This window comes from Ideonella sp., from assembly GCF_041914305.1.
In the GTDB taxonomy this organism is placed as follows: domain Bacteria; phylum Pseudomonadota; class Gammaproteobacteria; order Burkholderiales; family Burkholderiaceae_C; genus Ideonella.
Map to the genome: position 1 here is coordinate 49,312 of NZ_JAYSDQ010000011.1, position 19,518 is coordinate 68,829.

At 71.0% G+C, this 19,518-nt stretch carries 21 protein-coding genes; 9 read left to right on the forward strand and 12 right to left on the reverse strand.

Translation table 11 applies throughout. The annotated features are described in order from the left end of the window. Positions 1–115 precede the first annotated feature (115 nt). Complete coding sequence (gene apbC, locus ACE3SG_RS15630) at positions 116–1,207, forward strand: iron-sulfur cluster carrier protein ApbC (RefSeq protein WP_374566438.1); 1,092 nt, start codon at positions 116–118, stop codon at positions 1,205–1,207. Between the two features lie 42 nt (positions 1,208–1,249). Here the strand turns inward: apbC and ACE3SG_RS15635 are convergent, their stop codons facing one another. From ACE3SG_RS15635 to ACE3SG_RS15645, 3 genes are all read right to left on the reverse strand, one after another. Next, a complete protein-coding gene (locus tag ACE3SG_RS15635) occupies positions 1,250–1,801 on the reverse strand; it encodes a DUF962 domain-containing protein (protein WP_374566440.1) in 552 nt (183 codons plus the stop codon). A gap of 100 nt (positions 1,802–1,901) precedes the next feature. Beyond that, on the reverse strand, positions 1,902–2,888 hold the full coding sequence (locus ACE3SG_RS15640; protein WP_374566680.1) for a 2-dehydropantoate 2-reductase: 987 nt from the start codon (positions 2,886–2,888) through the stop codon (positions 1,902–1,904). A gap of 41 nt (positions 2,889–2,929) precedes the next feature. Beyond that, complete coding sequence (locus tag ACE3SG_RS15645) at positions 2,930–3,466, reverse strand: DUF962 domain-containing protein (protein ID WP_374566441.1); 537 nt, start codon at positions 3,464–3,466, stop codon at positions 2,930–2,932. 95 nt (positions 3,467–3,561) lie between these two features. Here ACE3SG_RS15645 and ACE3SG_RS15650 point away from each other — a divergent pair, with 95 nt between their 5' ends. From ACE3SG_RS15650 to ACE3SG_RS15675, 6 genes are all read left to right on the forward strand, one after another. Further along, on the forward strand, positions 3,562–4,314 hold the full coding sequence (locus ACE3SG_RS15650; RefSeq protein WP_374566443.1) for a Crp/Fnr family transcriptional regulator: 753 nt from the start codon (positions 3,562–3,564) through the stop codon (positions 4,312–4,314). Between the two features lie 28 nt (positions 4,315–4,342). Next, positions 4,343–5,869 carry a C13 family peptidase gene (locus ACE3SG_RS15655; protein WP_374566444.1) on the forward strand — a complete coding sequence of 509 codons (1,527 nt, stop codon included), beginning with the start codon at positions 4,343–4,345 and terminating at the stop codon, positions 5,867–5,869. Between the two features lie 32 nt (positions 5,870–5,901). Next, positions 5,902–6,471, forward strand: coding sequence for a dCTP deaminase (gene dcd / locus ACE3SG_RS15660; protein WP_374566446.1), 570 nt, complete (start codon positions 5,902–5,904; stop codon positions 6,469–6,471). A 312-nt stretch (positions 6,472–6,783) separates the two neighbouring features. Further along, the gene (locus ACE3SG_RS15665; RefSeq protein ID WP_374566448.1) at positions 6,784–7,104 is read left to right on the forward strand and encodes a hypothetical protein; all 321 of its coding nucleotides are present in this window, start codon (positions 6,784–6,786) and stop codon (positions 7,102–7,104) included. A gap of 179 nt (positions 7,105–7,283) precedes the next feature. Next, on the forward strand, positions 7,284–8,156 hold the full coding sequence (locus ACE3SG_RS15670) for a neutral zinc metallopeptidase (protein ID WP_374566450.1): 873 nt from the start codon (positions 7,284–7,286) through the stop codon (positions 8,154–8,156). 49 nt (positions 8,157–8,205) lie between these two features. Further along, positions 8,206–8,637, forward strand: coding sequence for a DUF1801 domain-containing protein (locus tag ACE3SG_RS15675; protein ID WP_374566451.1), 432 nt, complete (start codon positions 8,206–8,208; stop codon positions 8,635–8,637). Between the two features lie 19 nt (positions 8,638–8,656). On the opposite strand, the gene ACE3SG_RS15680 is transcribed toward ACE3SG_RS15675, so the two are convergent. Continuing rightward, entirely contained in the window at positions 8,657–8,944 is a 288-nt protein-coding gene (locus tag ACE3SG_RS15680) for a hypothetical protein (protein ID WP_374566454.1), read from the reverse strand. Positions 8,945–9,127: 183 nt separating this feature from the next. Here ACE3SG_RS15680 and ACE3SG_RS15685 point away from each other — a divergent pair, with 183 nt between their 5' ends. Next, positions 9,128–10,183 (forward strand): zf-TFIIB domain-containing protein, encoded by a 1,056-nt coding sequence (locus ACE3SG_RS15685; protein WP_374566455.1) that lies wholly within the window; start codon positions 9,128–9,130, stop codon positions 10,181–10,183. Continuing rightward, positions 10,134–10,367 (forward strand): hypothetical protein, encoded by a 234-nt coding sequence (locus tag ACE3SG_RS15690; RefSeq protein WP_374566458.1) that lies wholly within the window; start codon positions 10,134–10,136, stop codon positions 10,365–10,367. The genes ACE3SG_RS15685 and ACE3SG_RS15690 overlap by 50 nt, the downstream gene beginning before the upstream one ends. Here ACE3SG_RS15690 and ACE3SG_RS15695 read toward each other — a convergent pair. The 8 genes from ACE3SG_RS15695 to ACE3SG_RS15730 form a co-directional block, all read right to left on the reverse strand. Next, positions 10,351–10,731, reverse strand: a complete 381-nt coding sequence (locus ACE3SG_RS15695; protein ID WP_374566459.1) for a hypothetical protein — start codon at positions 10,729–10,731, stop codon at positions 10,351–10,353. The genes ACE3SG_RS15690 and ACE3SG_RS15695 overlap by 17 nt on opposite strands. A 63-nt stretch (positions 10,732–10,794) precedes the next feature. Continuing rightward, on the reverse strand, positions 10,795–12,189 hold the full coding sequence (locus tag ACE3SG_RS15700) for a PAS domain-containing sensor histidine kinase (protein ID WP_374566461.1): 1,395 nt from the start codon (positions 12,187–12,189) through the stop codon (positions 10,795–10,797). A gap of 5 nt (positions 12,190–12,194) precedes the next feature. Continuing rightward, the gene (locus ACE3SG_RS15705) at positions 12,195–13,553 is read right to left on the reverse strand and encodes a sigma-54-dependent transcriptional regulator (protein WP_374566463.1); all 1,359 of its coding nucleotides are present in this window, start codon (positions 13,551–13,553) and stop codon (positions 12,195–12,197) included. 15 nt (positions 13,554–13,568) lie between these two features. Then, a complete protein-coding gene (locus ACE3SG_RS15710; protein ID WP_374566464.1) occupies positions 13,569–14,789 on the reverse strand; it encodes an ABC transporter permease in 1,221 nt (406 codons plus the stop codon). Between the two features lie 18 nt (positions 14,790–14,807). After that, a complete protein-coding gene (locus ACE3SG_RS15715; RefSeq protein WP_374566466.1) occupies positions 14,808–16,109 on the reverse strand; it encodes an ABC transporter permease in 1,302 nt (433 codons plus the stop codon). Next, positions 16,109–17,389 carry a TolC family outer membrane protein gene (locus ACE3SG_RS15720; protein ID WP_374566468.1) on the reverse strand — a complete coding sequence of 427 codons (1,281 nt, stop codon included), beginning with the start codon at positions 17,387–17,389 and terminating at the stop codon, positions 16,109–16,111. Before ACE3SG_RS15720 ends, ACE3SG_RS15715 begins: the two co-directional genes overlap by 1 nt. A gap of 2 nt (positions 17,390–17,391) precedes the next feature. Continuing rightward, on the reverse strand, positions 17,392–18,123 hold the full coding sequence (locus ACE3SG_RS15725; protein ID WP_374566681.1) for an ABC transporter ATP-binding protein: 732 nt from the start codon (positions 18,121–18,123) through the stop codon (positions 17,392–17,394). 39 nt (positions 18,124–18,162) lie between these two features. Beyond that, positions 18,163–19,446 (reverse strand): efflux RND transporter periplasmic adaptor subunit, encoded by a 1,284-nt coding sequence (locus ACE3SG_RS15730; RefSeq protein ID WP_374566469.1) that lies wholly within the window; start codon positions 19,444–19,446, stop codon positions 18,163–18,165. Positions 19,447–19,518: the final 72 nt, after the last annotated feature.

The window sequence follows — 19,518 nt, forward strand, 5'->3', positions numbered from 1 at the left end:
GGGTTGGTGGCGAAGAAAAAGCCCATCGGCGCAGGGAATTTGGCTCGGCTAGACTGCGTAGCTTACGTTGCCGGCGACCGCCGGGCGTTGCCCCCGCCTCACCTTTGCCCACGCCATGCCCGTTTCCGAGCCCGCGCTGCTTGACGCCTTGCGCACCGTCGTCGACCCCCAGACCCAGCAGGACTTCGTGTCGGGCAAGCAATTGCGCAACCTTCGCATCGATGGTGGCAAGGTCTCGTTCGATATCGAGCTGGGGTACCCGGCCAAGAGCCAGTATCCGGCGTTCCAGAGCGCGCTGACCGCGGCGGCCCGCCGTGTCGACGGCGTGGCTGAGGTCCAGATCCAGTTCGGCTTCAAGGTCGTCGCCCATGCCGTTCAGCGGGGGGTGGCGCTGCTGCCGCAGGTGCGCAACATCATCGCCGTGGCCTCGGGCAAGGGTGGTGTCGGCAAGAGCACGACCACCGCCAACCTCGCGCTCGCACTGGCCGCCGAGGGCGCGCGCGTCGGCATTCTCGATGCCGACATCTACGGCCCGAGCCAGCCGATGATGATGGGCATCAGCGGCCGGCCCGAAAGCGAAGACGGCAAGACCATGCAGCCGCTGCAAAACCACGGCGTGCAGGTGATGTCGATCGGCTTCATCGTCGAGCCCGACCAGGCCATGATCTGGCGCGGCCCGATGGCCACGCAGGCGCTGGACCAACTGCTGCGGCAGACGAACTGGAGCGACCTCGACTACCTGCTGGTCGACATGCCACCCGGCACCGGCGACATCCAGCTCACGCTCAGCCAGCGCGTGCCGCTGACCGGCGCGGTGATCGTCACCACCCCGCAAGACATTGCGCTGCTCGACGCCCAGCGCGGCTTCTCGATGTTCGAGAAGGTCGGCGTGCCGGTGCTGGGCATCGTCGAGAACATGGCGGTCTATTGCTGCCCGAACTGCGGCCACACCGAGCACATCTTCGGCGCCGACGGCGGCCGCAAGATGGCCGAGGCCCGCGGCGTGCCCTACCTGGGCGCGTTGCCGCTGACGATGAAGATCCGTGAGCAGGCCGACAGCGGTCACCCGACGGTGGTGGCTGAGCCCGACAGCGAGATCGCCGGCCTGTACAAGTCGGTCGCGCGGCAGGTGGCGGTGAAGGTCGCGCAAAAAGCCAAAGACTTCTCGGCCAAGTTTCCGACGATCAGCGTCTCGACATCGACCTGATCACCGGGGCGGCGGTGGGCCGGCGCCTCGCGAAGGTGGCGCTCAGGCCGGCAAGGCCAGGTCGCGAATGTGGGTGGGGCCGGCGCGGCGCTCGATCTCGTCGCGCAGGCCATGCAGCATGCCAAACGAGAACAAGGCCTCGGCGGTGACGAACGCCGGCCCGACCAGCAGGCCGACCAGATCGTCGGTGAAGGCAGGCCGGCGACCCTCGTAGAGATGGCCGAGGAACTGGAGCACCCAGCCCAGCAGGAACAGGCCGAACCCCCATGCCAGCCAGGTAACCACGCCATGCGCGGCCAGTGGCGCTGCCAGCAGGATCAGCGCCCCGTTGAGCAGGCTGACCGCGGCGCCCAGCATGAACTCGCCGCGCGTCAGGTACCACAGCGTGCTGCAGGCCCACAGCAGCAGGGCCGGCGTCAGCGCCATGCCGCCGGCCGGTGTGGCCAGGTCGACCGTGGGCCGCGCCAGCAACACGCCGACGGCGAAGACGATCATCGGGATACCGACGAAGTGGGTCGCGATGTTGCGGCGGTCGCGGTGGTAGTGGGCGTACTGGACCAGCAGCTCACGGGCCGGGCGGAAAGGTGAGGGCATGGCAGCCTCCCGGTGTCGGTGCATGGTGTGATGCTAGCGCCAGCCAAGGGGGCTGAACAGGGCTCCATGCCGCCCGTGTGGCGGGTTTGTGTGACACCCGTCAATGCAGGCCTATGCGCTGCTTCAACGCGGCCGCCGACAGCGGCGCCGGATCACCCGGCCAGGCTTCGACCAGCGCCTGGATGCGCTGGTTCAGCGGCGCCTGGCAGCCGTGGGCGTGGGCCAGGCGCACGACCTCGCCGCACAACGCATCGACCTCGGTCGTGCGACCCAGGGCCAGGTCGTCGGCCATGCTGGAGCGGGCTTCGGGGTCGATGCGCAGCATGCGCGCTGCGAGGCGGCGAAACAACCAGTCCGGCAGCGACAGGATCAGAGGCAGCCGCTGCGGCGGCACTGCGGCCACCTGGGCCGGCGTGATGCCAGCGGCGGCCAACGCGGCCAGGGCCTCGCGCTGCAGGGCGGCAAACACCTGGCGGTAGCCGCGCTGCATCAGCTCGGCCCGCAGCGGCAGGCCGGACAAGGCATTGACCGGGTTGTTCAGGTTCAGCAGCAGCTTGCCCCATTGCACCGGCTTCAGGTCGGCCTGCAGGCGCAGCGGCAGGCGCGCCGCGTCGAACACCGGCAGCCAGGCGCGCAGGGTGGGGTCGTCTTCGGCGGCCAGCTTGCCGCCGGTGCCGCGGTGCAGGTGACCGGGCCCGAGTTCGGCGATGTTGTAGGGCACCATGCCCGCCAGCCAGCGCAGTGCCGGCGCCGCGGCGCGGCCCGTGTCGGCATTGCCGATGCCGTTTTGCAGCGACAGCACCGGCGTGCCGGCCGGCAAGGCCGCGGCCAGTGCGGCGGCGGCGTCGCGCGTGGCACCGCACTTGACCGTCAGCAGCACCAGCGATGGCGTGACCCCGCGTGGCACCGTGTCCCACAGGTGCAGGTCGGCGGGCGCCAGGTGCTGGTCGCGGCCGTCCTGGTCGGTCACCCGCAGGCCCTGCGCGCGCCAGGCGCCGAGCATGCGGGGCCGGCCGACGAAATGCACCTCGGCGCCGGCGGCCTGCAGGCAGCCGCCGACATAGCCGCCGACGCTGCCGGCACCCATCACCAGCACCGGCCCCGGCGCGGCGCGCAGCGGGGCGGGGCTCAATGCGAAGCCAGCGGCTGCTTCAGGTCGCGGATGTGCGTCGGGCCGGCCTGGCGTTCGATCTCGGCGTGCAGGTCGCGGCCCCAGCCGAGCGAGAACAGCGCCTCGGCCGTCACGAACATCGGCCCGACCAGCAGGCCGACGATGTCGTCGACGAAGGCCGGCTTGCGGCCCTCGTAGTAGTGGCCGATGAACTGCAGCACCCAGCCGACGACGAACGTGCCCACGCCCCAGGTCAGCCACTCGGCGGTGCTGCCGCCGGCGACCTGGTGCGCCAGCGCTACCAGCACCCAGGTGGCCGCGCTGACGGCCACGGCCAGGTCGAGTCGGCCGCGCGTCAGGTACCACACCGTCACCAGCGCGGCGGTCACCCAGGCAGCGGTCAACGTGAAGCCGCCGACCGTGAAGCTGGCCCGCGCCAACAGCGCGCCGACCGCGAAGACGATCATCGGGATGCCGACGAAGTGGGTCGCGATGTTGCGGCGGTCGCGGTGGTAGTGGGCATACTGGATCAACAGTTCGTTCGCGCTGCGCATGGGGAGATCTCCTGTCGTGGCATGGGCTGCGGATCGTAGGGATTCGCTGGCTTGACGACTGTCAAAACGCCGACATTCGGCCCGCGCGAAAGACCATGCAGGATCAGGACATTCCCGAACCCGAGCGGCCCCCGGCCGACAGCGACTGGCCGGGCACCCTGGGCGCCTGGCGCGAGGTGCTGTTGGCCGATGCCTGGTTCGCCGGCGCGCCGCCTGCGCTGCGCGCGGCGCTGCTGCGGCTCGGGCGGCTGCAGGCGCTGGGCCCGGGCCAGGCCCTGTTCGGGCGGGGCCAGGCGGCCGAAGGGCTGTGCTGTGTGCTGAGCGGCGCCTTGCGCGTGGGCGCGGTGCAGGCCGATGGCAGCGAGACGGTGCTGGCGTTCGTCGAGCCGGGCCAGTGGTTCGGCGAGATCTCGCTGATCGATGGCCAGCCGCGCACCCACGACGCCGTGGCCGACGGGCCGACCGCCGTGCTGCTGGTGCCGCAGGCCGCGCTGCTCGCCTGGCTGGCCGAGCACCCGGCGCATTGGCAGGCGGTGGCCCAACTGGCCTGCGCCAAGCTGCGCATGCTGTTCGACGTGATCGAAGACATCGCCCGCCTGCCGCTCGAGGCGCGGCTGGCCAAGCGCCTGTGGCTGGTCGCCCATGGCTACGGCGCGCGCACCGGCACGCCGCGCCGCATGCTGCACCTGCCGCAGGAGCAACTGGCCCTGATGCTGGGCGTGAGCCGGCAAAGCGCCAACAAGGCCTTGCGGGCGCTGGCGGCCCGCGGCGTGATCGTGCTGCACTACGGTGGCATCGAGTTGCTCGACCTGGCCGCGTTGGCGGCGCTGGGTCAGGACACTGGCTAAAGTCCGGGCGGCAAGGGAGGGGAACACCATGACAGAAGAACTCACGGTACCGGTGGTACCGCCGATATCGGACGCGGTGGCCGTGGCGCCTGCGTCGGTGCGCGAGCCCCGGCACGAGCCGATGCGCCCGGGCGCGCTGGGCGCGTGGTGGGCCCAGGGCGTGCGCACGGCGCTGCTGATGCGGCCACGTTGGCAGGGCTTGCAGGTCTCGCCGGCCAACCTGTGCTGGCTGGCGCTGGTCGCCTCGGCCGCGGCCATCGGCCTGGAGCGGCTCTACATCGACGGGCCGGCCCGCTTCTACTGGCCGGCGCTGATGTCAGGCGCGGTCTGGCTCGTCGCCTGGGCCTGGGTCTGCTGGTGGGTGGTGCCGGTGGTGCCGGAGGACCCGCTGCCTGCCGATGGGCAGCCCGCTGCCGCGCAGGCGCCGAGCGGGGCCGGCCTGCTGTCGATGATGCTGGCGCAGACGCTGCCGCTCACGCTGTGCGTGGGCCTGCTGATGGTGCCGGTGGCGCAAGGCGAGGTCGACCTGCCGCAGGCGTTCGGCCCGTGGGGCGCATGGCTGCTGATGTTGGTGCCGATGCTGTGGCCCGCGCTGGCCCAGGTCGTCTTGCTGTGGCGCAGCGCCACGGCGCGGCCGTACATCAAGTTGGCCGGGTGCGTGCTGCTGGTGCTGGCCACGGTGCTGATGGCCGTGAGCGCTTCGTCCGTCCGGCACTGGTACCCCGAGGCACCGCGCCCATCGGCCGGCGACGAGGGCGACGAGGCGTTCACGCTGACGCAGGAGCTGATCGAGCTGCAGCCCGCGCTGATGGCCGAGCGGCTGAAGGCACTGCGGCCCCAGCGCAAGAAGGCGATCGACGTCTATGCGATCACCTTCGCGCCCTACGCCGAGGCGGACGTGTTCCGCCGCGAGAGCCAGCTCGTCGCCGACGTGATGGCGCAGCGCTTCGACGCCGACGGCCGCACCATCCAACTGGTGAACCACCGCGACGCGGCGCACGATTGGCCGTGGGCCACGCCGTTGAACCTGCAGCGTGCGATCCGCCATGTGGCCGCGCTGATGGACCGCGAGCAAGACGTGTTGTTCATCCACATGACCTCGCACGGTGCGCAGTCGGGCGAGCTGGCGGCCAGCTTCTGGCCGCTGGAGGTGGAGCCGGTCACGCCCACCCACCTGCGGCAATGGCTGGACGACGCCGGTATCCGCTATCGCATCCTGTCGATCTCGGCCTGCTACTCGGGCAGCTGGGTCACCCCGCTGGCCGACCCGGACACGCTGGTGATGACCGCGGCCGACAGCGACCACACCTCGTACGGCTGCGGCCGCCGTTCGGACCTGACCTTCTTCGGCCGCGCGATGTACGGCGAGCAGTTGCGCCAGACCCGCTCGTTCGAGCAGGCCCATGCCCAGGCCCGCCTGGTGATCGACCAGCGCGAGAAAGAGGCGGGCAAGACCGACGGCTATTCGAACCCGCAGATTGCGATGGGTCAGGGCATGCGCGAACACCTCGCGCGGCTGGAGGCGCAACTCGACAAAAGCGCCCCGGCCCGATGAGAGAATCCGCGCTTACCTGAAGGCCCTATCCGATGAGCATCAAGAGCGACAAGTGGATCCGGCGCATGGCCGAACAACACGGCATGATCGAGCCGTTCGAGCCGGGCCAGGTGCGTCACGCGCCCGACGGCCACAAGATCGTCAGCTACGGCACCTCGAGCTACGGCTACGACATCCGCTGCGCGCGCGAATTCAAGGTCTTCACCAACATCCACTCGACGGTGGTCGACCCGAAGAACTTCGACGAGAAGAGCTTTGTCGACATCGAGAGCGATGTCTGCATCATCCCGCCCAACAGCTTCGCGCTGGCGCGCACGGTCGAGTACTTTCGCATCCCGCGCAGCGTGCTGACCATCTGCCTGGGCAAGAGCACCTATGCCCGCTGCGGCATCATCGTCAACGTGACCCCGTTCGAGCCCGAATGGGAGGGGTATGTGACGCTGGAATTCAGCAACACCACGCCGCTGCCGGCCAAGATCTACGCGGGTGAAGGCTGCGCGCAGGTGCTGTTCTTCGAGAGCGACGAGGTCTGCGAGACCAGCTACGCCGACCGCGGCGGCAAATACCAGGGCCAGCGCGGCGTCACGCTGCCCAAGACCTGAGAGCCTGAGAGTCTTTCGCTCATGCCCGCTCATCACGTCAAATGCCACCCGCTCGTCGTTGCAAATGCTCGCCATAGCCCGAGCTATGGCTGTGCTTTGCGCCTCGACCGGGCGCCCTTTGCCGCGCTGCTCGGTCACGCCCGAAAAACTCCCAGGCTCTGAGCCGCGGCCGGCTGACCCCGCCCCGGGCTTCGGCCCTGTCTTGACCCCGTTTCGGCCCCATTTCGACCGTTGTTCGGCCGATTGGCCGGCCGGCCCCCGGCGCACCATCGCAGCAGCATGCCCCAAGCCATGCGCTTTCAGGAGACTGCGATGCCCAGCCCGACCACCGCCCTTGCCCCCACCCGCGCCGGCCTGCCCCCCGTGGCCGGCCTGGATGCCGAGGCCCTGGCCAGCCTGCCGCTGGGCGCCCACGGCGGCGACGCCGGCCTGCAGGCGCTGCAACGTTTTCACGCGCTGATGGCGGTCGAAGGCCACCCGGTGCAGATCACGCGCCTGTGCTTCGACCGGCTCTACGCCTACGAGCGCATCGCGCTGGCCCACGCCAGCAGCGACCCCGCGCTGCGCCAGCTGGCGTTGCAGCTGTTCCATGCCTGCCACTACAGCGGCTCGGCACAGCGCACCTTGTCATAAAAAGTTTCACAATCGCCCGATCGGGCCCACCGCGGCGCGTGCCCTTTGCAGCGGGCCAGCCCCGGGCATGGTGCGAGTTTTGCCCCGGTGTCCTGGGCGGCCCGATGGGCAACGCGATGTGAAACACAAGGCCCGGCCGGGTGACCGCCCGGCGCTGAACAACCTCGGGGGATGGTGCCATGCGCTGGGAAGGCAACCGACAGAGCGACAACGTCGAAGACCGCCGTGACGGCGGTGGTGGTGGTGGGCTGCGGCTGGGCGGCGGCAGTGTCGGCCTGGGCACGGTGGCGGTGGCGGTCGTGGCCGGCTGGATCTTCGGCATCAACCCGCTGACGATGCTGGGCCTGCTCAGCGGCGACCCCGGTGCGGGTTCGGCCACGCAGGCGCCCGCCCATGCGCCGCCGGCCAGCGACAAGGAAGCGGCCTTCGTCTCGACCGTGCTGGCCGACACCGAAGACGTCTGGGGCCAGCTGTTCCAGCAGTCGGGCAGCCGCTACCAGGTGCCCCGGCTGGTTCTGTTTCGAGGCGCCACGCGCACCGCCTGCGGCCAAGGCCAATCGGCGATGGGCCCGTTCTATTGCCCCGGTGACCAGAAGGTCTACATCGACCTGGCGTTCTACGACACGCTGCGCCAGCAGCTCGGCGCGCCGGGCGACTTTGCCCAGGCCTACGTGATCGCGCACGAGGTCGGCCACCACGTGCAGAACCTGATGGGCATCAGCGAAAAGGTCGAGCAGCGCCGTGGGCGCGGCAGCGAAGCCCAGGCCAACGCGCTGTCGGTGCGGCTCGAACTGCAGGCCGACTGTTTTGCCGGCGTCTGGGGCCACCATGCCAACAACGCGCGGCAGATCCTCGAATCGGGCGACGTCGAAGAGGCGCTGAACGCCGCGTCGCGCATCGGCGACGACGCGCTGCAGCGCCAATCGCAGGGCCACGTGGTGCCCGAGAGCTTCACACACGGCACCAGCGCGCAACGCGTGGCCTGGTTCCGCCGCGGGCTCGACGGCGGCCGCGTGCAGGACTGCGACACCTTCCAGGCGCGGCAGCTCTAGCCTAGCCCCGCCTCCCATCGACACGCGCACTGCTGAGCCCGCCTCGATCATGCGCACCGGCCCCCGCTCCAAGGCCCTGGTCTCGGCCTGGTTGGACTTTCTGCCCGAAGCGCAGCGCGAGGTGGCGCAGGCGCTGCGCGCCGCGGTGCGCGAGGCCGAGCCCACGCTGACCGAGATCATCCGCTGGGGCCAGCTGGTGTTCGTCTGGGCTGGCTCACCGCTGCTGGCGATTGCGCCGCACCGGGGCCATGTCAGCCTGCAGATCTTCAACGGTCACCTGCTGCCCGAGGGCCTGGCGTTTCTCGAAGGCAGCGGCCGGGGTGCGCGCAGCTACAAGTGCCGCCTGAGCCAGCCGATCGACGTGGTGCAGGTGCAGATGCTGGTGGCCGCCAGCGTGGCCCGCGCCCCCCGCGACGAACGCGCCGGGCTGCCGCGGGGCGCGCCGGACGACGAAACCGACGCCGGCACCGGGCCGCCATGAGGCCGCCGCGCCGGGCGCTTCAGGCGGTTTCGGTCGGCCCGGTTTGCACCACCTGCAGCCAGTCGCAGCGCAGGCGCTGGCGGTGGTGCAGGCGGCGCCGCAGCCGCAGGTAGCCGGGCGGCGCGAAGAACAGCGAGACGCAGGCCAGCACCGCCCACGGGTCGTCCAGCACGATGAAGGCCGGTGCGCCCATCCAGCCCATCAGCCACAGCGTCAGCACCGCGTCCCAGGCGTGGTATTCGACCGGTTGGTGGGAGCGGTGCGCCACCATCCAGGCTTTCATCGCGGACAGTTGGACGAGGTTCATCACGGGCTCCCTGGCGGCTGCTCAGGCTGAATCGTAGCGCTGTTGTCAGTTTCGCGTCAGTTTTGGATTGGGGGGATGCACCGCCGCGCCGGTATCACGTCACGCGCCTTTCGTGCACCGCTGGCGAGACTGGGTGGGCCGCGTGCGGCCACGGCGCGCGGGTCGCTCAGAATGCGCAGTGTGATGCCGACCAGCCCCGCCGACGAGACCTCGACCCGTCTGATGGGATGCCCGCGCTGCCAGGCGCCGATGCAGGCACTGGCGCTGCCGTCGCACAAGGGCACGCCGGTCACGGTGGAGCACTGCCCGGGCTGCCGGCTGGTCTGGTTCGACCGTTTCGAGTCGGTGCACCTGGAGGCACTGGGCTGGGCCCGGTTGCTGCGGGTGATGGAGGCCTCGGCGAAGCAGCCTTTGGCCGACGCGCTGGTCGAGCACCCGGCCTGCCCGATCTGCGCCGGGCGGTTGCGGCCGGTACAGAACCGCACCCGTTTCGGCCTGTTCGCCGTTCTCGAATGCCGCCACGGCCATGGCCACCTGCACAGCCACAGCGGCCTGCTGTCGGAGCGGGGCCTGGTCAGGCCGCCGGGCCTGGCCGAGCGCCGCGCACTGGCCCAGGAGAAGCTCGCGCTGCACTGCCTGAACTGCGGCGCCGCGGCCGCAGCGGCCGACGACCAGTGCCGCTACTGCCGCACGCCGCTGCTGGTGCTGGACCTGCCGCGGCTGGCGCACTCGCTGCGGCCGCGGGCCGAGTTGATGGCCGCTTCGCCGCAGGGCCTGGGGCGGCACCTGAACTGGCCCTGCCGCGGCTGCGGCGCGCCGCTGGACCCGGGCCGCGAGATCCACTGCTCGCGCTGCGGCCACATGGTGGTCGCGCACGACCTGCCCGATATCGACCCCCTGCTCGATGCCGCCGAAGCCGAGCTGGCCGACCTGGCCGCCGCCGAGGCCCGCCGGCTCGCCCGCTACCCCAGCACACACCGGCGGCCGGCCCCGCGGGTCGAGCCGGTGGCTACCGTCGCGCCTGCACGGCGTGATGATGGGCGGCTGGTTGCCCTTGCTGCTGATGCTGGTGCTGTCGGCCGCGCTGATCGGCAGTGCGTTCGCCGGCCTGCTCGACCCCCCGCGGCGCGCGGGGCCCCACGCGGCGCCGATGTCGGACATCGGCCGCTGGCAGGTCTTTGCCGCCATCATGCTGGCGGCGTTCGTGGGCTTCTGCGGCCTGGCGCGCTGGCTCGGTGAGCGCCGGGCCTATGCGGCGGCCATGTGGGTGGCGGCGGTCCCGGCGGTCTGGTTCGGCCGCGGCGAAGGGGCCGCGTCGGTGCTGCTGATCGCGATGTACCTCTGCCTCGCGCTGCTCGCAACCTTCATCTTCACCTTCGTCTACCGCGGCTACCGCGACCTGGTGTTCAGGCGCTTCGGCTGACCCGGCCGGCGCTGGCGCTGCCCACCCCGCCGATCACGCCGCCCAGCAACAGCACGTACCACAGCGGCGCGCTGCTGTCCCCGCGCAACTGCAGCAGGCCCGCGGCACTGGCCATCAGGCCGATCGCGGCCAGCAGCGCCAGCAGCAACAGGCCGCCGCCCAGCCAGCGCGTCGGCGCCTGCACGGCCGGATCGCGGCTGCCCACCACCAGCAGGCCGTAGCCGACCAGCGTGAACAACGGGAACAGCACCCACAGCATCAGGCCGGGTGTGGCGGCCATCCAGCCCAACGGCGCCCCCACCAGGATCACGGCCGACAGGAAACCCAGCAGGGCGAGAACGCCACCCGTGATCACCAGCAGCATGGTGCGGAACTTCGAGTGAGTGAGCGGCAAGCATAACGCCGGCGCCGGGCGCCATGCGCGCCATCAGCCGCCCGGCAGCACCACCGTCACGACCAGGCCGCCGCCCTCGCGGTTGGCCAGCGCAATGCGGCCGCCGTGGGCCTCGGCGATCTCGCGGGCCAGCGCCAGGCCCAGGCCGGTGCCGCTGCGTTTGGTCGAGTAAAAGGGCAGCAGCGCCTGCGCCAGCACGGCCTCGCTCATGCCGGGGCCGCGGTCGGCCACGGTGAAGCGGGTTTCGCCATCGCGGGTGCTGACGGCCAGGCTCACCGCATCGGCCGGGCCGCCCGCCTCGTGCGCGTTCTTCAGCAGGTTGATCAGCGCCTGCTCGATCTGGCCGGCGTCGAAACGCGCCGGCACCGAGGGCACGTTGCCGCCCAGGCGGAACGGGCTGTGCGCTTCCAGGCGGGCCAGGAAGCCGGCCCAGTCGACCGGCTCGATGCGCGGCTGCGGCAGCTTGGCGAACTGCGCGTAGCTCGACAGAAAGCTGTGCAGGTGGGCGGCCCGGCCGCCGATGCTGTCGAAGACCTGCGGCAGTTTCTCGGTCTGGCCGCGGCGGGCCAGCTCGGCGCCGCTGTGGGCGAGCGACGAGATCGGCGCCAGCGAGTTGTTCAGCTCATGGCTGATGACGCGGATCACGCGCTTCCAGCTCGCCACCTCTTCGCGCGCCAGCTCACGGGTCATGCGCCGCAGCAGGATCAACCGGTGCGGCGTGCCCTGCAGCAGCAGCGCGCGCTGCGACAGGTGAAAGTGCTCTTCGTGGCCGCTGTCGTCGGTGATCGAGAACAGCTGGTCCTGCTGGCTGGCCACCGCGTCGCGCAGGTCGGGTGATGCGTCGGCCAGCAGGGTGTCCAGCGGCGTGCCGACCAGGGACCGGCCTTGCGCCAGCAACTGCCGCGCGGCGATGTTGGCGTAGACGACCCGGCCGGACGCGCCAGCGCAAACGTCGCACAGCAGCAGTGCCAGCGGCGTGTTCTGCACCACCGTGTCCAGCAGCAGCTCGCGCTGCGCCAGTTGCTGGCGTTGCTCGCGCAGGGCATGGCCGAGCTCGCTGTGCAGGCGCAGCAGTTCGCCCAGCTCGCCGTGGCCCTGGGCGCGGATCGACATGCTGAAGTCGCCTTCGCGGTAGCTCAGCACCGCGCCCTGCAGCGCGCGCAGCAGGTGGTGCAGCGGCGCGGTGGCGTAGGCCGACAAGACCAGCACCCACGGCAGCAGCAACAGCAGCGTCCAGCCCAGCGCCGCGGCGCTGCCGGGCAGTGGTGCGCTCACGCTCCAGCCGAGCCGGCGGTGCAGCAGGCCCAGCAGCGCCGGCAGTGGCCACTGCACCAGCGCGGCGTGCAGCAAGCCGGCCAGCACCACGATCGCCAGCAGCAGCAACGCCAGCCGCGCCTGCAGGCTGTGGATCGGCCCGCGCGAGCGCATGCGCGTCAGGGCGTGGGGCCGGCGTCGGTGGCCAGGCCGTAGCGCTCCATGCGCCGGTACAAGGCCTGGCGCGACAAGCCCAGGGCCTGCGCGGCCCGGCTGACCACGCCGTGGGCCTCGCCCAGCGCCGCCAGCACCGTCTCGCGGCTCGGCTCGTTCAGGTCGCGCGCTGCGGCCGGCTTGGCGGGTGTGTCGATCTGCAGGTGGGCCGGCAGGATCGGGCCGTCGCCAGCCAGCAAGGCGGCGCGGGCCATCACGTTTTTCAGCTCGCGCACGTTGCCGGGCCAAGGGTGGGCCAACAGCGCATCGCGCGCCGCGTCGCCCAGGCGCTTCGCATCGCCGCCGAGAAAGTGGATCGCCAGCGGCAGCACGTCGTCACGCCGCTGCACCAGCGGCGGCACCCGCAGCTCGAACACGTTGAGCCGGTAGTAGAGGTCTTCGCGAAAGCTGCCGGCCGCGACCATCGCGCGCAGGTCGGCGTTGGTGGCGCTGACGATGCGAACGTTCGACTCGCGGGTCTTGCTGGAGCCGAGCCGTTCGAAGCGGCCCGTCTCGAGCACGCGCAGCAGCTTGACCTGGCCGGCCAGCGGCAGGTTGCCGATCTCATCGAGAAACAGCGTGCCGCCGTGCGCCGCCTCGAAGCGGCCCTCGCGTGCGCGGTGGGCGCCGGTGTAGGCGCCGCTGTCGGCGCCGAAGAGCTCGGCCTCGATCAGCTCGGCCGGCAGTGCGCCGCAGTTCAGCGCGACGAAGGGCAGGCGCCGGCGCGCCGAGTTGGCATGCAGGATCGTCGCCACATGCTCCTTGCCGCTGCCGTTCGGCCCGGTCACCAGCACCGGCAGCTCGGTGCGCGCGACCTGCGCCGCCAGCTCGAGCATCGACAGCATCGCCTCGCTCTGGAACACCAGGCCGTCGATGTCCAGCCGCTGCAGCAGCGCGTCGCGGCGGGCCTGGCGCTCTTGGCGCGCGCGGCTCAGCTCGCGGTTCGAGTCGCCCAGCTCGAGCAGGTTCTGCACCGTGGCCAGCAGCTTGGCGTCGTCCCACGGCTTGGCCAGGTAATCGGCCGCACCGGCCTTGACCAGCTCGACCGCGTTCTCCAGCCGCGTCCACGCGGTCAGCAGGATCACCGGCAGGTCGGGGCTGCGCTGGCGCAGCGCGCGGAACAGCGCCACCCCTTCTTCGCCCGAGGTGGTGTCGGCGCTGAAGTTCATGTCCTGGATCACCAGGTCGACCGGCTGGCGCGCCAGCAGCGCCAGGCCCTCGGCCGGCGTGGCGGCGTGCAGGGCCTGGATGTCACGCAGCGACAGCAGCAGGACAAGGGCCTCGCCGACACCCGGGTTGTCGTCGATGATCAGGACGGTGTGCATCGGGCGCCGAGCATATCAACTGCGCAGCGCGGCCACGGGGGGCAGCGCGGCAGCGCGCCGCGCCGGTGCGAGCACCGCGATCTGGCCCAGCGCCCACAGGGCCAGCGCACCGACCGGCAGGTAGATCAGCGGCAGCCGCGGCATCTCGTAGCTGGTCATCAGCACCAGGCTCAGGCCGAAGGCGCCGGCCATGCCCAGCACGATGCCCACTGTCGACAGCAGGAAGTTCTCGAGCTGGAAGTAGCGCAGGATCTGGCCCTGGGTCGCGCCCATCGCGCGGCGCGTGCCGATCATCCGTGTGCGCTGCTGCACCCAGAAGCTGGCCAGGCCGACGATGCCGAAGGCGGTGACCACCAGCAGCGCCACGATCACGCCGCCCATCAGCCACAACATCGCGCGATCCTGCGCGTAGTAGCTGGCGTGCATCTCGGCGAGGGTCTTGGTGTGCGTGACGATGCGCGACGGGTCGTTGCGCTCGATGGCGGCTGCGGCCGCCTTCAGCACCGCATCGCGCTGGGCGGGCTCGGTGCGAATGAGGTAGTCGCCGCCGCGGTAGGTGCCGCGCAGCGGAAGCACCATCGAGAAACCCTCGTTGTCGCGCCTGGCCTTGCCGGGGTAGGGGTGGGTCAGCCGCTCGACGACGCCGATGACCACCGAAGGGTTGTCGTTGTAGGCATAGATCGATTGACCCAGCGGCGACTCGCCGGGAAAGAGCTTCTCGGCCAGTGCGCGGTTGATGATGACCTGGCCCACGGTCGGATCGGCCTGCTTGTCGATGTCGGTGCCCCGCTGAAACTCCTCTGGCCTGAAGTCACGCCCCGCGACCAGCTTCAGGCCCATGGCGTCCAGCCCCTGCTCGCCCAGGGCATACAACGAGCTCGAGTAGCGAGGGCCGTTCTTGTCGGCCGGCCGACGCACGTCGGTGTTGTTGCTGTTCTGACCGTAGATCACCTGGTTCGCCACCGTGGCGCCCTTCACGCCCGGCAACTGGCGGATGGCCGTCAGGTCGCGCGTGGTCAGTTCGTCGGGGTCGGCGTTGCTGCCGGTGCCCCGCACGCCGATCACGACCAGCTCCGCTTCGGGCAGCCCGCTGTCGTGGTTCAGCGTGTCGATGCGCTGGCTGATCAGGTGCAGGGCGTTGCAGACGATGGCGCTGGTCAACGCGATCTCGAGCACGATCAGGCTGGCGGCGGTCTTGTGCCGGCGCAGCGTGGAGAGGATGGGCAGGATGTCCATGGCGTCACGAGCTCCTTCTTATTGCGTCTTCAGTTGCTGTGCCGGCGTCACGTGGGCCGCGCGCCAGGCCGGCAGCAGGCCGGCGATCAGGCTGGATGCGAGCGCCAGCAGCAGCGTCAGCGACAGCATCGGCCAATCCATGCTGACCAGCGGCGCGTATTCGGCCGGGCTGTGCTGCACCAGCCACAGGCCGAGCACCGCCAGCACCAGGCCCAGCACGCCGCCCGCCACGCCGATCGTGCCGGCCTCGACCAGGAACTGCGCGAACACGTCGCGCCTGGTGGCGCCCAGCGCGCGGCGCACGCCGATCTCGGCCGAGCGGCGCAGGCACTTGGCCAGCAGCAGACCGACGGTGTTGGTCAGGCACACCAGCAAGAAGCCGAAGGCGAGCCAGACCTGCAGGCGCACGTCGCTCGGCAAGGCCTTCTGGAACACCAGCCAGTCGGTCACGTTGCGCAGGCGCACGTTGGCCGGGCGCTCGAAGCGGCCGGCGCGTCGCTGCTCTTCGGAGTACTGCACCAGGTAGTCGCGAAAGGCCGGCGCCTGGTCAGCCGATTCGAGCTCGACCCAGTACTGGATCCAGGCGCAGGGCGAGTTGAGGTCGCGCGGGCTCAGGCCGTTCGAGCTGCCCCAGCAGTCCATGTTGCCCGAGCTGCCGAACTTCAGGCCCATCGCGGTCGAGAAGGGCAGCAGCACCTGCTCGTACTCGGTCATGCCCATCGTCATGTCGTAGTAGTGCGGCACCGGCTTCCAGGCCTTCAGCACACCGACGATGCGAAAGGCCTCGCTGCGGATGCGCAGATCGCGGCCCACGCTGTTCTCGCCGCCGAAGAGCTTGTCGTTCAACTCGCTGGAGATCACGGCGACCCGCGCCTCGCTCGCATCGGCCTGGGCATCCCAGCCGCCGCCGTAGGCGAAGGGCGCGTCGAACATCGCGAAGAAGTCGGTCGTCGCATAGCGCGCGACGGCGAAGAAGGGCTTGAGCGCGGTGGATTCGGGCTGCACCGGCACGTTGGCCCCGGTCATCATCACCTGCCGTTTGGCGTGGCGGGCGTGCATCAAGGCTTCGGCGTCGAACCGGCTGAGCTGGAAGACGGGCTCCTGGCCCGCCTGGTAGCCGATCATGCTGCCCGCGTCGAGCTGCACGTTGAAGAGCCGGTCGCTCTTGTGCGGGATCGGGTCGCCGGCCAGCACCTTGTAGACCGTCAGCGTGGTCATGCAGGCGCCGATGCCCAGGCCGAGCGCCAGGATCATCAGCAGGCTCAAGGCGCGCGCAGACTTGAAGCTGCGCAGCGCAAGGTCGATGTAGTAGGCCAGCATCATGGTTCTCCGAGCAATTGGTTGACGGCCGCCAGCTCGGGCTCGCCGAGAGCGCCGGCGGCCTGCTGCAGCAGCAGCTTGGCCATCACGTAGCCGTGCCGCGCCTGGTCGTGCGCGTTCTGGGCGGCGGCCTGGGTCTGGATCGCGAGCAGCAGGTCGGTCATCGTGCGGGTGCCCAGGCTCTGCCCGGCGCGGGTGGATGCCAGCGCCTGGTCGGCGGCGGCCACCGCGGCGCGGGTGCTGTCGAGCAAGGCAACGCCCGAGACGACGGCTTGGTAGTGCGCCTGGGTTTCGCGCACGAGCGCGCGGCGTGCGGCCTCGTGGTCGTCGCGTGCGATGTCGCGCTGGTAGCCGGCCTGCCGCAACTGCGACTGCGTGGCACCGCCGGCGAACAGCGGCACGGTCAGGCGCAGCGCGAACTGGGTGCCGCCGCGGCGTTGGTCATCGCTGATGCCGGCGCCGCTGCTGCGCGCGCTGTCGAGCCCCGCGCTCAGCGTGGGCCAGTGGGCGGCGCGCGCGGCACCGATGCGCTGCTCGCTGGCGTCGACCACGCGGGCCTGCGCCAGCAGCAGCGGGTTGGCGCGCAAGGCCTGGTCCACCCAGGCCTGCGGCTGGGCGGGCTCGGGCTGCTGGGCGGCCAGCGACATGGCCAGCGGCTTCAGCTCGCCCGGCGGGTGGCCGGTCAGCTCGGCCACCGCTTCGCGTGCGTCGGCCAGCGCCTGCTGCGCCTGCAGCGTGGCGCCGCGGGCCAGCGCGTGGTAGGCGCGGGCCTGTTCGAGATCGACCTGCGCCGACAGGCCGGCTTCGAAACGCTTCTGCGCCTGCGTGACCTGGGCCGCGAAGGCGTCTTCGTTGGCCCGCGTGGTGGCCAGCGTGGCCTGCGCCGACAACACGCCGAAGTAGGCCGATGCGACGCGGGCGCACAGCGCCTGCTCGGCGGCGCGCAGGCGCAGGTCCTGCGCGCTTTCGAGCGTGCGCTCGGCGTCCCAGGTGCGCAGGCGGCCGAGGTCGAACAAGGCCTGGCTGACGCTGCTGCCGAGCGTGCGGCTGCGGCTGCCGTCTTGCTGGTCGCGGGTGTCGGTGGCGCTCAACTGCCACTGCGGCAGCAGCGCGGCGCGGGCCTGGGTGGCGAGCTCGCGCTGGACACCGCGCTGCGCATCGGCCGCCGCGAGCACCGGGTCGGCCGCGCGCGCTTCGGCATAGACCTGCAGCAGGTCTTCGGCCTGCGCGGTGTGGGCGAGGGCCAGCGCCAACGCGGCGATGACAAGGCTGAGCCGCATCGTCACGTGGCCGACGAGGTGGTGGCGGGGCGCGAGCGCAGCAACGCCGGGTCGAGGTGCAGCTCGGCCGCGATGTCGACCACCTGGCCGTCGATCACGTGCACGTTGCGTTGCGCGCGGGCGGCCAGCTGCGGGTCGTGGGTGACCATCACGATCGTCGCGCCTTCGAGGTGCAGCTCTTCGAGCAGGTCCATCACGCTGCGCGCCATCTGGCTGTCGAGGTTGCCGGTCGGCTCGTCGGCCAGCAGCAGCTTCGGCGCGCCGGCCAGCGCACGGGCGATCGCCACGCGTTGCTGCTGGCCGCCGGACAGCTCGTTGGGGTAATGCTTGGCACGGGCCGACAGCCCGACGCGGGCCAGCGCATCGGCCACGCGCTGGCGGCGCTCGGCATGGGGCAGGCCGCGGTAGCGCAACGGCACCTCGATGTTGTCCATCACGTTCAGGTCCGGGATCAGGTTGAAGGCCTGGAAGATGAAGCCGATCTTCTGGTTGCGGATGCGCGAGCGCTCGTCGTCGGCCATGTGGCTGACGTCGACCCCATCGAGCAGGTAGGTGCCGCCGGTGAAGGCTTCGAGCAGCCCGGCGATCGTCAGGAAGGTGGTCTTGCCCGACCCCGAAGGGCCGGTGACGGCGACGAACTCGCCCTGGCGCACTTCGAGATCGAAGTTGCGCAGCGCATAGGTCTCGACCATCTCGGTGCGGTAGACCTTGGACAGGGACTGCATCTTCAGCATGGCGGTCATGGTGGTTCTCCGGCTTGGATAGGCGATGGATCAGGGGCTGACGGTGACGCGCTCGGCACCACGGAAGTTCTCGCTGCCCGAGGTGACGACGCGGTCGCCGGGCCGCAGCCCTTCGAGCACCTCGACCTTGGCCAGGCTCTGCGCACCGAGCTTGACGGCGCGCTTCTCGGCCACGCCGTCGCGCAGCACATAGGCGACGCGGCCGCCGCCTTCGTCGACAAAACTGCCGCGTGCGACGGTCAGCACGTTGTCGCGCCGGTCCAGCAGCACGCGCACCGACAGGCGCTGGTTCTGGCGCAGTTGCGCGGGCAGTGCGCCGTCGAAGCGCAGGCGGGCGGCGACCTCGTTGTTGACGACCTCGGGCGAGACCGAGCTGACCTTGCCGGCCCACTGCTGGCCGTTGCCGCTGATCTCGCCGGGCATGCCCGGTTGCAGCTCGCGCGCAAAGCTCTCGGCCACCTGCATCTGCACCTCGAGCTGCGACAAGTCGACCACGGTCAGCAGCTTCGCGTCCTTGGCCACGCTCATGCGGTCGCTGACGAAGAGCTGGCCGACCTGGCCATCGACCGGCGAGCGCACGGTGAGCTCGTCGGCCTGGCGCTCGACGTCCTTGACGACCAGGTGCTGGCGCTCGAAGGCCTGGCGCTTGGCCTGCAGCTCGAAGCGCATCGCGTCGTCCTTCAGGTTCAGCAGCGCCTGGGCCTGCTTCAGCGCGACGGCGGCGCGGTCGACCGCGTCCTTCGCCTGGTCGACCTGGGCACGAGCGGTGGCGCCGGCCTCGAAGGCCTGGGTCTGGCGCGCCAGCTCGTTCTGCGCGGTCTTGTAGGTGATCGCGGCGGTGTCCAGCTGGCCTTGGGCCATTGCCCGCTGCTGGCGCGCGTCGGCCTCGGCGCGCAGCGCTTCGCTTTGCAGGGCGTCGGCGTTCGAGCGCTCCTGGGCCAGCCGGGCGGCCAGGTCGGGGCTGGCGATGCGGGCCAGTGCCTGGCCATGCTTGACTTGGTCACCGGCCTGGACCGACAGCGCCACGGTGCCGGCGCTGCCGGCATACAGCGTCGGGCTGACCGCGGCGACCACCTTGCCTTCGCCGGCCACGTCGCGCACCAGCGGGCCACGCTCGACGTCGGCCAGCGTCAGGCGGGCGAGGCTCACCGACGACCCTTGCGTCGACAGCCCGCGCGACAGCGCCGGCCAGCCCCAGGCCAGCAGCCCGGCCACCGCCAGGCCGCCGGCGGCCGCGATCAGCACGGCCCGGCGGCGGCGCTGGCGCGGGTCGGGTGTCAGCACCCGGTCTTGGGCAGAGGTGTCACGAATCATGGTTGTCCGGCGCTTCGTTCAGTCGTCTCGATGGGCTTGTTCGCAAGCGCCGTACCAACCGCCAGGTTGGAA